Genomic DNA, 13,854 nt, shown 5'->3' with positions numbered 1-13,854 from the left:
CCGGTATGGCAAAATTCATTAAACTAAAAATGCTGTTTATATAAACAAAAAGCCCGACGCAATGCGGGCTTCTGGTATGGAATGAAAGCAAATTTTTAGTGAACCATCATTTGCTTTTCTTAATGTGCTTAATCAAACGTTTACGCTTACGCATCTGGTTTGGCGTCAGGGTATTACGCTTGTTGGCGAACGGGTTATCCCCTTCCTTGAACTGGATACGGATAGGCGTGCCCATCACGTCCAGCGATTTACGGAAGTAGTTCATCAGATAACGCTTGTAGGAATCCGGCAGATCTTTCACCTGGTTGCCGTGAATGACCACAATTGGCGGGTTATAACCACCGGCATGGGCATATTTCAGCTTCACGCGACGACCACGCACCAGCGGCGGCTGGTGATCTTCTGCAGCCATATTCATGATACGGGTCAGCATGGCGGTGCTCTGACGGCGGGTGGAGCTGTCATACGCTTCACGCACAGACTCGAACAGGTTACCGACACCGCTGCCGTGCAGCGCAGAGATGAAGTGTACGCGGGCAAAGTCGATAAAGCCCAGACGGAAGTCCAGCGTCTCTTTCACCTGCTCTCTCACTTCATTGCTCAGGCCATCCCACTTGTTGACCACGATAACCAGTGAGCGCCCACTATTGAGGATAAAACCGAGCAGAGAGAGGTCCTGATCGGAGATACCTTCACGCGCGTCAATGACCAGCAATACTACGTTGGCATCTTCAATCGCCTGCAGGGTTTTGATAACGGAGAATTTTTCCACCACATCGGTGATTTTCCCGCGCTTACGCACGCCTGCGGTGTCGATGAGCACGTACTCACGCTCATCGCGCTGCATAGGGATGTAGATGCTGTCGCGGGTGGTGCCCGGCATGTCGTAGACCACCACGCGCTCTTCGCCCAGAATACGGTTAGTAAGTGTAGACTTACCTACGTTTGGACGGCCCACGATGGCGAGCTTGATCGGCAGATCCTGCGGGTTGAATGCCTCTTCAGGTTCTTCTTCCGCTTCACCGTCTTCGAATTGCGCCCAGTATGCGGCGTCCTCGTCCACCTCTTCCGGCGGGTTCACTTCATCAACCCACGGCAGCAGCACGGTTTCGAGCAGGCTGGTCACACCACGACCATGCGACGCCGCGATAGGGTAAATGTCACCCAGACCTAAGGACCAGAAATCCGCAACGGCCTGATCGGCATCAATGCCGTCAGTTTTGTTCGCCACCAGGAAGGTTGGCTTTTCACGCGAGCGCAGGTGTTTGGCAATAGCAGAATCCGCCGGCATCAGGCCCGCACGGGCATCGACCATAAACAGAACGACATCTGCTTCTTCAATCGCCAGCAGAGACTGTTCCGCCATGCGGGTTTCAACACCATCTTCCGTACCATCAATACCACCGGTATCGATACAGATAAACTCGCGTCCTTCCACCTCTGCACGACCGTACTTACGGTCACGCGTCAGCCCTGGGAAATCCGCAACCAGCGCATCACGGGTGCGTGTTAAACGGTTAAAAAGAGTGGATTTTCCAACGTTAGGGCGCCCGACAAGCGCGACCACAGGTACCATGTTTGAAGCCTCATAAAATTCAAAATCACGTCGCTTTCGCGGCGTTTTTAAAAATGTCAAAACGGCTCCTGAGTGAACAGGAGCCGTTTAGTATACTACAACCGCCGGGTAATTAACGCGTGATCGCGTACAGCGTCCCGTCTTTTGCCTGGATCAGCAGCTTGCCGTCAGCCACTACCGGCTCCGTCAGGAAACCAGAACTGTCGACTTTTTGCTGTGCAGTAAAGCGGCCCGTTTCCGGGTCAATCCAGTGCATATACCCTTCGCTGTCACCCACCACCAGGCTACCGTTGTACAGGGCCGGTGCGGTCAGCAGGCGGTGCAGCAGATCGCTTTGCGTCCACAGCGTCACGCCACCTTCGGTGCTCAGCGCCAGCAGACGGTCGTTCTGGTCAACCATATAGATACGGTTACCGTCAACGATGAAATCATTCACCGAGCCCAGCTCACGTTTCCACATGATCTGACCGCTGCGCAGATCCAGCGCAGTCAGGTTGCCGTTATAAGCCAGCGCATAAACAATACCGTCAACAATCACTGGCGTAGTATCGACATCGCTCAGACGGTCAATCTCAGTAGAGCCAGTTGCCTGAGAGATACGCTGCTGCCAAATCATCTGGCCTTGCTGCATCAGCACCGCGCTCACGCGGCCGTTGTCACCGCCTACAATGGCAGCCCCAAAAGCGGTAGCCGGTGCGGATTCACCGCGCAGAGAGAGCGCAGGCATATCCAGGTTAACGGTCCATTTCACCAGGCCATCCGCTTCGTTCAATGCCTGCAGCTGGCCGTTACTGGTGTGAATCAATACCAGACCATCGCTGACAACCGGACGAGACAGGGATTCACCGGCAACCGTGGTTTGCCATGCGATAGTTCCATCACTGGTGTTCAGCGCATAAACCTGGGCTTTTTCGCTACCCACATACACATGACCACCGGCAACGGTCAGGCCGCCAGAAAGCAGTGCCGGTTTGCGGGAGAACCAGCCGTCTTTTTCCGCCAGGTTAACAGACCACACTTCCTTCCCGTCGTCTGCGTTAACGGCTTTCACCGTACCCTTACGGTCTGCGGCATAGATAACACTGTCAGCAAACGCCGGGTGCAGGTTGGAATAAAAATCACCAATACCATCACCCACGGAGGTGCTCCATGCGGTTGATGGGGTAAACTGGTTTTCAACCGTCGGCAGCGGGGACATTTTGACAACATCTTCTTCGCCACTGAACAGTGAACAGCCACTCAATAACGTAACAGAAAGCAGTCCTGGCAGAAGTAATTTACGCAATTGCATCGGGTCCCTCTCAGACGGACAAATTATTTATTTTCATCTGCATCATTTCACTCAGCGCAGGTGAAGCCTTGCTATCTACGCCAGCTTGCCACGCTTTACGCGCGCCCGCTTTGTCACCTTTGCTCAGCAGTGCTTCACCGCGCAGATCGGCAACAATAGCGGCAAACCCTTCACCTTTGATGGAATCAAGCGTTTTCAGCGCATCATCGGCTTTATTCTGCTGAACCTGGATACGTGCCAGACGCAGGTTGATCACTGCTTTCAGGTTTTCATCGCTTGCAGCAGCAAGGCCCTGAGACAGTTGCGCAGCGGCTTTGTCCAGTTCGTTTTTATCAACGTATTGCTGAGCCACTTCCAGCGCGGCCAGCGCACCGTAGGTGTTTTTATTGTCAGCTGCAAATTTCTCTGCCGCTGCCAGCGTTTGTGGCTGGTCAGCACGAATCGCGCTAACGGTATTTTCGTAGTTCAGAGAAGAGCCGCGTGCGGAATCAGCCTGATGGTTGTTCCAGTAACGCCAGCCTACTAATGCACCTACACCCAAAATAACCCCAACAACCAGCGCTTTGCCGTTTTCAGCAAAGAAGCGTTTAATCGCGTCGACCTGGTCGTGTTCGTTCTCGTAAATTTCCACGCAGTCCTTCTCCTTAGCCCAATAAAGTGCGCAAGTGCGCCGCAACGCCGTCCTGCGTTACCGTTGTTTGCTCACCAGAGCGCAGGTCTTTCACTACCACTTCGCCGTTAGCCACTTCGGACTCACCCAGCACCAGTGCAATACTTGCGCCCCACTTATCGGCACGAGCAAACTGTTTTTTGAAGTTGCCGCCGCCATGGTTGGTCATCAGCTTAGCGTCCGGCAGTGCATCACGCACGCGTTCGGCAAGCTGCATCGCCGCAGACTGCGTATCCGCGCCTGAGGCCACCAGGTATATATCGACAACAGAATCTGCTTTAAATTCCGGATTAACTGCCTGAACCAGCAAAACAAGTCGCTCAAGACCCATCGCAAAGCCAACCGCCGGGGCTGCACGACCACCCAGTTGCTCAACCAGACCATCATAACGACCGCCAGCACACACGGTGCCCTGCGAGCCGAGGCTGGTGGTGACCCACTCAAACACGGTGCGGTTGTAGTAGTCCAGGCCGCGCACCAGGCGCTGGTTAACGGTATAGGCAATACCCGCCGCTTCAAGCAGCTTGCACAGGCCCGCAAAGTGTTCGCGGGAGTCGTCGTCCAGGTAGTCACCCAGTGCAGGCGCATCGTTCAGCAGCGCCTGCACGTCCGGGTTCTTGGAATCCAGAACGCGCAGTGGGTTGCTGTACATACGGCGTTTGCAGTCTTCGTCCAGCTTCTCTTTGTGCTGTTCCAGGAACGCCACCAGCGCATCGCGGTAGTTTGCGCGCGCTTCCAGAGAACCAATGGAGTTCAGCTCCAGCGAAACGTGCTCAGAAATACCGAGTGCGCGCCACCAGCGGGCCGTCAGCATAATCAGTTCGGCGTCGATGTCCGGGCCTTGCAGACCAAAGACTTCCACACCCAGCTGGTTAAACTGGCGGTAACGCCCTTTCTGTGGACGTTCGTGGCGGAACATCGGGCCGATATACCACAGGCGCTGCTCCTGATTGTACAGGAGACCATGTTCGATGCCGGCGCGTACGCAGCCCGCCGTACCTTCCGGACGCAGCGTCAGGCTGTCGCCGTTGCGGTCCTCAAAGGTATACATCTCTTTTTCAACCACGTCGGTTACTTCACCGATCGCACGTTTGAATAACGGGGTCTGCTCTACAATCGGCAAACGGATTTCGCTGTAACCGTAGCTGCCGAGCACCTGTTTCAGTGTGCCTTCAATGCGCTGCCAGATGGCGGTTTCGCCAGGCAGATAATCGTTCATGCCGCGGATGGCTTGAATGTTTTTTGCCACGTTTATTCTCTTTCTATATACAAAAAAGAACCCAAAGAATGGGTTCAATCATACATGGGAAGCGGCACGCTTCCCATCACGTTATTTTTCGACCTGCTGCACGCTGATGCGCTGCGATTCATCCATCATCGTGGCTTTGGCACGGATGCGGGCTTCAAGCTGGTCGATCATGTCACTATTATCCAGACGATCTTTACGAACACCATCTTCATAGAGACCACTTTTCTTGTTGCCGCCGGTAACGCCCAGCGTTGACACCAGCGCTTCACCCGGACCGTTCACCACACAACCGATAATAGAGACATCCATCGGGGTGATGATGTCTTCCAGACGCTGCTCGAGGGCATTCACCGTGCCGATGACGTCGAACTCCTGACGTGAACAGGTTGGGCAAGCGATAAAGTTGATCCCACGGGCGCGGATACGCAGTGATTTCAGAATGTCGAAGCCGACTTTGATCTCTTCCACCGGATCGGCCGCCAACGAGACGCGCAGGGTGTCACCGATCCCTTCGGAAAGCAGCAGCCCCAGACCAATTGCCGATTTCACAGAACCGCTACGCAGCCCCCCTGCTTCGGTGATCCCGAGGTGCAAAGGCTGATCGATCTGTTTTGCCAGCAGGCGATACGATTCCACTGCCAGGAACACATCGGACGCTTTGACGCTCACTTTGAACTGATCGAAGTTAAGACGATCCAGATGATCGACGTGACGCATGGCAGATTCGAGCAGCGCCTGTGGCGTTGGCTCGCCGTATTTTTCCTGAAGATCTTTTTCCAGAGAACCAGCGTTAACGCCGATGCGGATTGGAATGTTTTTGTCGCGCGCGCAATCCACAACCATACGAATGCGCTCTTCGTTACCGATATTACCTGGGTTAATACGCAGGCAATCTACGCCATACTCAGCAACTTTCAGCGCAATGCGGTAGTCGAAGTGGATATCTGCAACCAGCGGAACGCTGACCTGCTGCTTGATCAATTTGAACGCCTCAGCGGCATCCATGGTCGGCACGGAGACGCGAACAATGTCCGCGCCTACGCGTTCTAATGCTTTGATTTGGTTGACCGTCGCTTCCACGTCCGTGGTGCGCGTGTTGGTCATCGACTGGACGGCGATTGGCGCGCCGTCCCCGACTGGCACATTCCCAACGTAGATCCGTTTCGATTTTCTACGTTGAATCGGAGCCTGGTTATGCATGAAAAATCTCCCGCGTTGCCCGTCTGTTACTGTGCTGCTGATTGTTCGGCATTAACGGTAAGACGCGCAACCTGGTTAGTTCTGATAAAGCGGCTCAGGTCGACAGGTTTTCCTTGATACTGGATCTGTACCGCTGCCGGAGCGCCGATTTTAAGTTTATACGGGGCCTGGCCCGTTAGGTTTAACGTGCCATCTTTACGCTGCAGACCGCTGAACAGTTTTTTACCCGTAGCATCCGTCACTTCCAGCCAGCAATCGGCAGTAAAGTTCATCACCAGCGCGTTGGGATCGGCTGCTGGCGTTGCAACACCTGCCTGGTCGGTTGGTAATGGTGCAGCAGCGTTGTCCGCAGGTGCGGTATCAACATTGGCCTGAGAAGGTGAAACCACCGCGTTCTGATCCTGCGCCTGCGTTGCCGGAGCAGTGTTCGCTGTTGCGTCTGGCGTTGGCGCTGGTTCGGTCGCAGGCGCATCCGTTGCCGCTGTCTGTGGCTCGCTGGATGTCGTCGCCGCACCCTCTGTGTTCAGCAGCACGCTTTGCGCGTTGTCGTTACCGGATTGATTAAGCTCAGCTGAGGATTGATCGGCCATGGTCGTGATCTCTTCCTGCTGCGCTTTGTGGTTTTGCCACCACCATGCGCCCGTCAGGCCAACCACCACAAACAGCACCAGCCAGGTAAAGCTCATCAGCCAGCCATCACGTTTTTTACGACGTTTTCCCAGAGAGAAAGTCTGCATCGGCGCAACTTTCGCTGCACGTACCGGTGCCTGCTTCTCCATCATCGGCAGTAATTCGTCTTCAGGGATATGAACCAGTTTTGCGTAAGAGCGGATGTAACCACGCAGGAATGTTGAAGCAAGATCGGCAGGAGCCTTATCTTCTTCAATATCGCGAACCGTGGAAACCTTCAGGCACAAGCGTTCGGCAACGGCTTGCTGGCTGAGTCCGAGTTGTTCACGGGCGTTGCGAAGACGAACGCCAGTGGAGAGTGCTTCATGTTGGTCGTGAGTGGCTTCAGTATTCATTCGCTACAACTACTGGTACGTGAAAAAAATGGGTTCAGGTGCCGGTGAGTCACAATGCCACCCGCACCGCGAAACTTCAGGTAATTTAACCTTGAACAAACAGTATAAGACTGTCAGGCCGCAGATAACAGCACTGGCCTGCCCATGAAGCTAAACTGTTGTTACGTCGTTACATACTGCCCGAAAGTCGTATAAAACGCACCGTAATTATTAATCAATCATCACGAATCTGACTGATTATTCAGTAAGATTATGCTTCACGGCGCAGATCATGCGCCGTGATTGCATAATAATCAAACAGCTTTGACCGCAATCGACTCACCCTGCATGCGTTTACGCAGAGTACGTTTGGTACGGTCAATAACATCACCCGCCAGCTGTCCGCACGCGGCATCGATGTCATCACCACGCGTTTTACGCACGATGGTGGTGAACCCATACTCCATCAGCACTTTTGAGAAGCGATCGATACGGCTGTTCGAGCTACGACCATACGGTGCACCAGGGAACGGGTTCCATGGGATCAGGTTAATCTTGCACGGCGTATCTTTCAGCAGCTCAGCAAGCTGATGCGCATGCTCGGTGCCATCATTTACGTGGTCGAGCATCACGTACTCGATGGTCACGCGGCCCTGGTTCGCGTTGGATTTCTCCAGGTAGCGACGCACAGCTGCGAGGAAGGTTTCGATATTGTACTTTTTGTTGATCGGTACAATTTCGTCACGAATTTCGTCGTTAGGTGCATGCAGGGAGATCGCCAGCGCAACGTCAATCATGTCGCCCAGTTTATCCAGCGCAGGCACTACGCCCGAGGTGGAGAGCGTCACGCGACGTTTAGACAGACCAAAACCAAAGTCATCGAGCATGATTTCCATTGCCGGAACGACGTTAGTCAGGTTCAGCAGCGGTTCACCCATCCCCATCATCACCACGTTGGTGATCGGGCGCGTTCCTGTGATCTTCGCCGCGCCAACAATTTTCGCAGCACGCCACACCTGGCCGATAATTTCGGACACGCGCAGGTTACGGTTAAAGCCCTGCTGAGCCGTGGAGCAGAATTTACACTCCAGCGCACAGCCGACCTGGGAAGAGACGCACAGCGTGGCGCGGTCATCTTCCGGGATATACACGGTTTCAACGCGCTGATCGCCCACGGCAATCGCCCATTTGATGGTGCCATCGGATGAGCGCTGTTCTTCCACCACTTCCGGCGCACGGATTTCAGCCACTTCTTTGAGCTTATTGCGCAGCACTTTGTTGATGTCCGTCATGTCATCAAAGTTGTCGCTGCAATAATGGTACATCCATTTCATGACCTGATCGGCACGAAACGGCTTCTCGCCCATCTCTTTAAAGAACTCGCGCATCTGCTGACGGTTCAGATCCAGCAGGTTGATTTTTCCATTTTTATTGGGAACCGCAGGAATGGCGACTTCGGAGGTATTCACTAATTCAGACATAATATTTTCCGGCCTCGTTGTTACACGTTATGGCCCGTGGAGGGTTGAAAAGAAACACCCCGGAAAGCAGTCTGCTCGTCCGGGGCGTTGCATTGTACAAAGTCTGGCGCAGGGATGCCACGTTTGCACGCAGCATTTACGAAATTATTAGCGGGTGCGTGGGCACACTTCGCCTTCGCCGAAGAAGTAGGCGATTTCACGTGCAGCAGATTCAACAGAGTCGGAACCGTGGGTGCCATTCTCGGTGAAGCTGTCAGCGTAGTCAGCGCGCAGAGTGCCCGCCAGAGCGTTAGCCGGGTTGGTTGCACCCAGCAGGTCACGGTGGCGCTGAACCGCGTTTTCGCCTTCCAGCACGGAAACCACGATTGGGCCAGAAGTCATGAACTCAACCAGACCGTCAAAGAATGGACGACCTTCGTGCTCTGCGTAGAAACCGCGAGCCTGTTCAACGGTCAGGTGCAGCATTTTGGTGCCAACGATCTTAAACCCTGCTGATTCAAAGCGAGCGAAGATGCTGCCAATAACGTTTTTTGCCACCGCGTTTGGTTTAATGATGGAAAAAGTACGTTCAATAGCCATGATAACCTCTGTCAAATGTTCTGTTGTTTTGCATACCTGAGTATGGTGTGGCGCGGATTATAATGAGCAATAGCGCCATTGCCTATGGTTCTACATAACATTTTTTTAAAATGAGACGAAGATTAGCAACAGGCCTGATTTCTCATCCCGTGATGATGGTGCCGACACAGAGGGCACTGTTTTTCTTCGGGATGAAATGTCCAGAACTGACGATGACACGCCAGGCAGGTTGCCGCAAAGGCCTGACGGATGACTGTTTTGGCCGGTTCTTCTTTTTCAATGATGTTTAACGCCTTATGCTGGCACACCGCCTCGCAGCCGCCGCAGCCAGTACAGCGCGCTGTCTCAACCACCAGCGCTGCCGCCTCAAACCGGATCGCGTTTTCCTGGCAGCTTCTCCAGCAGGCACCGCACAACACACATTTCCCTGGATCGACGACGATATCGGACTCACTCTCGCAGGAGAATGCCTTGCGCAGCTGGCGTTTGCCCGGCAGTACGGTACAGGACTTAACATCATCACGTGGAACATGAATAAGTGTTCGACGCGTAACATTGATCTCTTTCTTTGGCAGCAGCCTGAAAGACCAGCCCGGTTCACCGAGCCGACGCAAAGCCAGGTTAAGACCTGCTAGCACCATCATCCAGGCCGTGGAGTGCTCCACGTCGATACTGATAAAGCGAACACGATGTTGAGCATGCCAGAGCAACAGTTCATTAACTGTGGGTGCCGGGCCGGTAAATGGCCCAACAAGCGTATCGCCACAAAGGAAACGCTTTTGTGGCGTGACACCTGAAATGGCTTCTGCAGGGCAGACAAAAAGGCAGTCTCCGCACTCAATACACCGGGAACCGTCCACGGATATTGTTCCCTCTACCAGAGAAAACACCTGCGCAGGGCACACGTCCGCGCAGGCATGGCAGGAGGCAGAGCGAAAACGGTGATGGACGCAATCGTGCGTTACGTCCATCACCGGGGCAAATGTCATCGTGACCATCAGCCAATACTAAAGAAAACAAAGCGCAGCATCAGTTCGCCGACAATCAGCAACGCGCTTCCTGCCAGCATCGTGCCTCGCGCGTTCTTCAGTCCACCCGCAGCAAAGCAGAGCATACCCAGGACGGAAACACACCAGCTCAGCAAATGCATAATGCGCAGTTGCTCAAGCACCTGCAGCGGCGCATGAGGGAAGGTCACCACGGTGTTATCCATTGCTGATATGTCCGCCAGCCAGACGGGCTGCATGACAAGGCGAGCAAGCACCACCAGTGTGACGATCGCTACCGCAACGCCTGCAGCACGTCGCGTTTTCGCCGCCAGAGCCACACAGGCCGAACCAATAATCCCCACGGAGCCAATAAACAGCACCAGCGTGTTGAGGTGCTGCCAGGTGACGACCGAAGTGTGAATGTAGATTTGTGCCATACAGAACACATCCACCAGCCCGACAACGCCCGCCACCACCAGAAGCAGTTTCCATCCCGGTTTTTTTGCAAACAGCAGAAGGGTCGCGAGGCCAAGCGCAGCCAGATAGAGACTGGCAAAGATGATTTCACGGCTTAGCCAGGAGCTGGCGACGTGACGCAGCGCGTTCAGGGCATTGAGCGGGTAGCCCATGTGCAGCGCCGAGGCGAGAAGCCCCAGGCTGGCCAGCACAAAGGCTCCTGCGGCGGCAATCAGCAGGCTGCGGTGCGGTGTATCCGTTCCTGTCACTGCCTGACGACCAAACGCCAGCCAGAGCGTTACACCAACCGATCCCTGCAGGAACAGCGTGAAAATCAGCAGCGGTAACTCATGCATGACGTTTCCCCTCTTTCTCTGCACCCTGATGCGCTTTAATCACCAGGTTCGGCTTCGTTATCGATGAATCCGGCAGCCCTTTCGCATCGCAGACCGTGCCGTATTTCGCCCGCAGTTCATCAATCGGACCAAATTTGATCGCTTCGAGTGGACAGGTTGCCACGCAGACAGGCTGCTCCCCTTTCGCCTGTAGATCGACACAGAGATCGCATTTCGACATCTGTCCCGTCTGCTCATTGAGCTGAGGCGCGCCGTAAGGGCATGACCACGCACAATAGCCGCAGCCGACGCACTTATCCGTATCGACACGCACGATGCCGTCGCCCGGACGCTTGTGCATGGCTGTGGTTGGGCAGTTTTTGGTGCAGATGGGGTCCGCACAGTGGTTACAGGAAATAGAGAGCGTATAGGCAAAGACGTTATTGCTCACACCGCCCTGCCCGGTCGGGATGAAATTCCCACCGTTGACTTCGTACACGCGACGAAAACGACGCCCGACTTCCAGATTGTTTTTATCTTTGCATGCCACCTGACAGGCTTTGCAGCCCGAGCAGCGGGAAGAGTCGATAAAAAAGCCCAGTTGTTTGTCGCTCACTGGCGCGTAGTGTTTGAACTGACTCATGCTTTAGCCACCTCCACCAGCATGGTTTGATGTGAATTCCCTTTCGCAAGCGCGGTGATGCGGGCCGAACTGAGCACGTTCGCACAGCCGCCCTTATCAACGCCCTGCTCATCCGGCTGCCACCAGGCTCCGGCCTGCATTGCCACCACGCCCGGAATGATGCGTGGCGTAACCTCTGCCGGGATTTCGCAAATGCCGCGGGCATTATGAATACGCACGGTATCGCCCTGCGCAATGCCACGTTTTTGCGCGTCCTGTGGATTAATCCACAGCTTTTGCTGCTGCGCCTCTATCAACCACGGGTTGGCATACTGGGTGGAGTTGGCTCGGTTTTTCCCTTTCCAGGTAATCAGCTGCAGCGGGAAGGTTTTCGCCAGGTCATCTTCTGGCCCTTCATGGGCGGGAACGTAATGCGACAGTGCCGGAATTTCCGGGTGATGCATGTCATAGAGACGTTTCGAGAAAATCTCAATTTTCCCTGAGGGCGTCGGGAACGGATGATTTTGCGGATCGCGAATATTGTCTTCAAAGGCGATAAAAGGCGCACTTTTGAAGAGATGCTGACGTGTTTTTTGCAGCGTCGCGAAGTCAGGCAGATTTTCGTCTGGCATCGCCAGCCGGGTCTGTTCCCAGATATGTTCAATCCACGCTTTTTCATCACGACCCTGGCTGAACTCACGCTCAATACCCAGTTTAGCGGCAACTTCACGCAGCCAGTCATAATCTGAACGGCGCTCAAATTCAGGTTCGATCAGCTTCTCTGACAGAATCAGATAGCTTGCTGTTCCCCAGGTTTCACCGATATTCCAGCGTTCCATAAAGCTGGTTTCAGGCAACAAGAGGTCGGCGTATCTGGCACTCGGCGTCATAAACAGATCGCTTGCAACGATAAATTGAATTTTCGACTCGTCTTCCAGTACGCGGGTTGCCTGGTGAAGATCGGGATTCTGGTTTGCAAGATAGTTACCCGCCAGCGAGAAGAGGATACGGATATTGCTGTCCAGTTTTTCGGCATCCTTCAGGCCCACATCAGGCGTCACCTTTGAGGCGTCGTCAGCGGCCTGCACCCAGTTCATTACCGAAATTTTCGCTTTCACCGGGTTATCCGGCATTTCCGGGCCGGCAGCGAATTTTCGGTTTGCACAACCGCCATAGCCAGCCGCCCAGCCCCCTTTAACCCCGACGTTGCCAGTCAGCGTCGCCAGTAAGGTGGAGCCACGGGCGGTACGCTCACCGCAGTTGTGACGCTGCGGGCCCCAGCCCTGAATCAGCGCGGCAGGTTTCGTTGTGGCGTAATCACGCGCCAGTTGACGGATCGTCTGCGCTGGCACATGGGTGATTTTCTCTGCCCATTCTGGCGTTTTCGCCACACCATCTTTCGCGCCAGTCAGGTAAGCGACGAGAGATTCGTTCTCCGGAACGCCTTCCGGCATTGAGGCTTCGTCAAAACCGAGGGTATAGCGCTGAATAAAGTCACGATCGTGCAGATTTTCCGTGACAATCACGTACATCATCGCATCCATCAGCGCATTGTCCGTGGTGGGGAGCAGCGGTATCCACTGATCGGCAAGCGAGGAAACCGTATCAGAGTAACGTGGATCGACAACGATAAAGCGTGTGCCGTTTTGCTTCATCTTCTGGTAGAAGTAGTTGCTGTGGCCGAAAATGGTTTCCGTCGGGTTATGCCCCCAGAGAATAACCAGTTTGGTATCCAGCAACGTGTCCAGAGAACTGCCGCTGGCGGCAGTTCCGTAGGTATAGGGTGTTGCAGCCGCCGTATTACCCATACTCACCGAGTGATAGCTTTCGAGATAGCCGCCCGTTAAGTTGAGCAGGCGACGAACCATTTTATCGCCGGAAAAAGTACCACCGGAAACCGCTGTTCCCACATGAACATATCGTGAGGATGCGCCATATTTTTGCGTAATAGTTTTTAATTGATTCGCAATAAGCGTGGTCGCTTCATCCCAGGAAATACGTTCGAATTTTCCTTCACCGCGTTTTCCCACGCGTTTCATCGGATATTTCAGTCGATCGGGATGATATACGAATTTTCTGTATGCACGTCCACGAATACAAGCGCGCATTACTGGCATTTGAGGATCAAGTTCATTATCCGGGCGCGTGGAGATTCGGGTCACCACACCCTCACTCACATGAGCACGAATATCACACTTGCCACCGCAGTCAAAGGTGCTGCACGTCTGCACCACTTTTTCTTCGGGGATAATATCTGCTGCAGGTGTAACCCTCGCCTGTGCTTTCCCGGCTGTCGCGATAAACGGAAGCGCTGCCAGCGCTGAACCCGCCTGTATAAAATTACGCCGCGAAATAGCCGGAACCAGGCTGTCTCCCTGGCTGTTTATTTTTTTCATTGCTCG

Annotated in this window: 12 protein-coding genes; all 12 read right to left on the bottom strand. The window is 54.1% G+C overall.

Going from position 1 to position 13,854, the window contains the following annotated elements; all coding sequences use genetic code 11:
• Positions 1-106: 106 nt before the first annotated feature.
• Positions 107-1,576, bottom strand: a complete 1,470-nt coding sequence (gene der / locus ABGB15_RS06470; protein ID WP_152081838.1) for a ribosome biogenesis GTPase Der — start codon at positions 1,574-1,576, stop codon at positions 107-109.
• A gap of 112 nt (positions 1,577-1,688) precedes the next feature.
• Entirely contained in the window at positions 1,689-2,867 is a 1,179-nt protein-coding gene (gene bamB, locus ABGB15_RS06465; protein ID WP_215723648.1) for an outer membrane protein assembly factor BamB, read from the bottom strand.
• Positions 2,868-2,877: 10 nt separating this feature from the next.
• A complete protein-coding gene (locus tag ABGB15_RS06460) occupies positions 2,878-3,498 on the bottom strand; it encodes a YfgM family protein (RefSeq protein WP_152081840.1) in 621 nt (206 codons plus the stop codon).
• Positions 3,499-3,511: 13 nt separating this feature from the next.
• Positions 3,512-4,786, bottom strand: coding sequence for a histidine--tRNA ligase (gene hisS, locus ABGB15_RS06455; protein ID WP_215723649.1), 1,275 nt, complete (start codon positions 4,784-4,786; stop codon positions 3,512-3,514).
• A gap of 81 nt (positions 4,787-4,867) precedes the next feature.
• Positions 4,868-5,986 (bottom strand): flavodoxin-dependent (E)-4-hydroxy-3-methylbut-2-enyl-diphosphate synthase, encoded by a 1,119-nt coding sequence (gene ispG / locus ABGB15_RS06450; RefSeq protein ID WP_152081842.1) that lies wholly within the window; start codon positions 5,984-5,986, stop codon positions 4,868-4,870.
• 26 nt (positions 5,987-6,012) lie between these two features.
• Positions 6,013-7,011: a cytoskeleton protein RodZ gene (rodZ, locus tag ABGB15_RS06445; protein WP_215723650.1), complete on the bottom strand. Its 999-nt coding sequence runs from the start codon at positions 7,009-7,011 to the stop codon at positions 6,013-6,015.
• Between the two features lie 293 nt (positions 7,012-7,304).
• A complete protein-coding gene (locus ABGB15_RS06440; protein ID WP_152081844.1) occupies positions 7,305-8,471 on the bottom strand; it encodes a bifunctional tRNA (adenosine(37)-C2)-methyltransferase TrmG/ribosomal RNA large subunit methyltransferase RlmN in 1,167 nt (388 codons plus the stop codon).
• 147 nt (positions 8,472-8,618) lie between these two features.
• Positions 8,619-9,050: a nucleoside-diphosphate kinase gene (gene ndk / locus ABGB15_RS06435; RefSeq protein ID WP_152081845.1), complete on the bottom strand. Its 432-nt coding sequence runs from the start codon at positions 9,048-9,050 to the stop codon at positions 8,619-8,621.
• A 122-nt stretch (positions 9,051-9,172) separates the two neighbouring features.
• Positions 9,173-10,048: a 4Fe-4S binding protein gene (locus ABGB15_RS06430; protein ID WP_313327546.1), complete on the bottom strand. Its 876-nt coding sequence runs from the start codon at positions 10,046-10,048 to the stop codon at positions 9,173-9,175.
• Positions 10,048-10,851, bottom strand: a complete 804-nt coding sequence (locus ABGB15_RS06425) for a DmsC/YnfH family molybdoenzyme membrane anchor subunit (protein ID WP_215723653.1) — start codon at positions 10,849-10,851, stop codon at positions 10,048-10,050. Before ABGB15_RS06425 ends, ABGB15_RS06430 begins: the two co-directional genes overlap by 1 nt.
• Positions 10,844-11,473, bottom strand: a complete 630-nt coding sequence (locus tag ABGB15_RS06420) for a DMSO/selenate family reductase complex B subunit (RefSeq protein ID WP_152081848.1) — start codon at positions 11,471-11,473, stop codon at positions 10,844-10,846. Before ABGB15_RS06420 ends, ABGB15_RS06425 begins: the two co-directional genes overlap by 8 nt.
• Positions 11,470-13,848, bottom strand: coding sequence for a DMSO/selenate family reductase complex A subunit (locus ABGB15_RS06415; protein WP_313327550.1), 2,379 nt, complete (start codon positions 13,846-13,848; stop codon positions 11,470-11,472). The genes ABGB15_RS06420 and ABGB15_RS06415 overlap by 4 nt, the downstream gene beginning before the upstream one ends.
• Positions 13,849-13,854 lie beyond the last annotated feature (6 nt).

This window comes from Enterobacter sp. MALB-1 (assembly GCF_041021625.1).
Taxonomy (GTDB): Bacteria; Pseudomonadota; Gammaproteobacteria; order Enterobacterales; family Enterobacteriaceae; genus Enterobacter; species Enterobacter oligotrophicus.
Note: the sequence above shows the minus strand (reverse complement) of the source record. Positions and strands in the feature narration are given on the sequence as shown.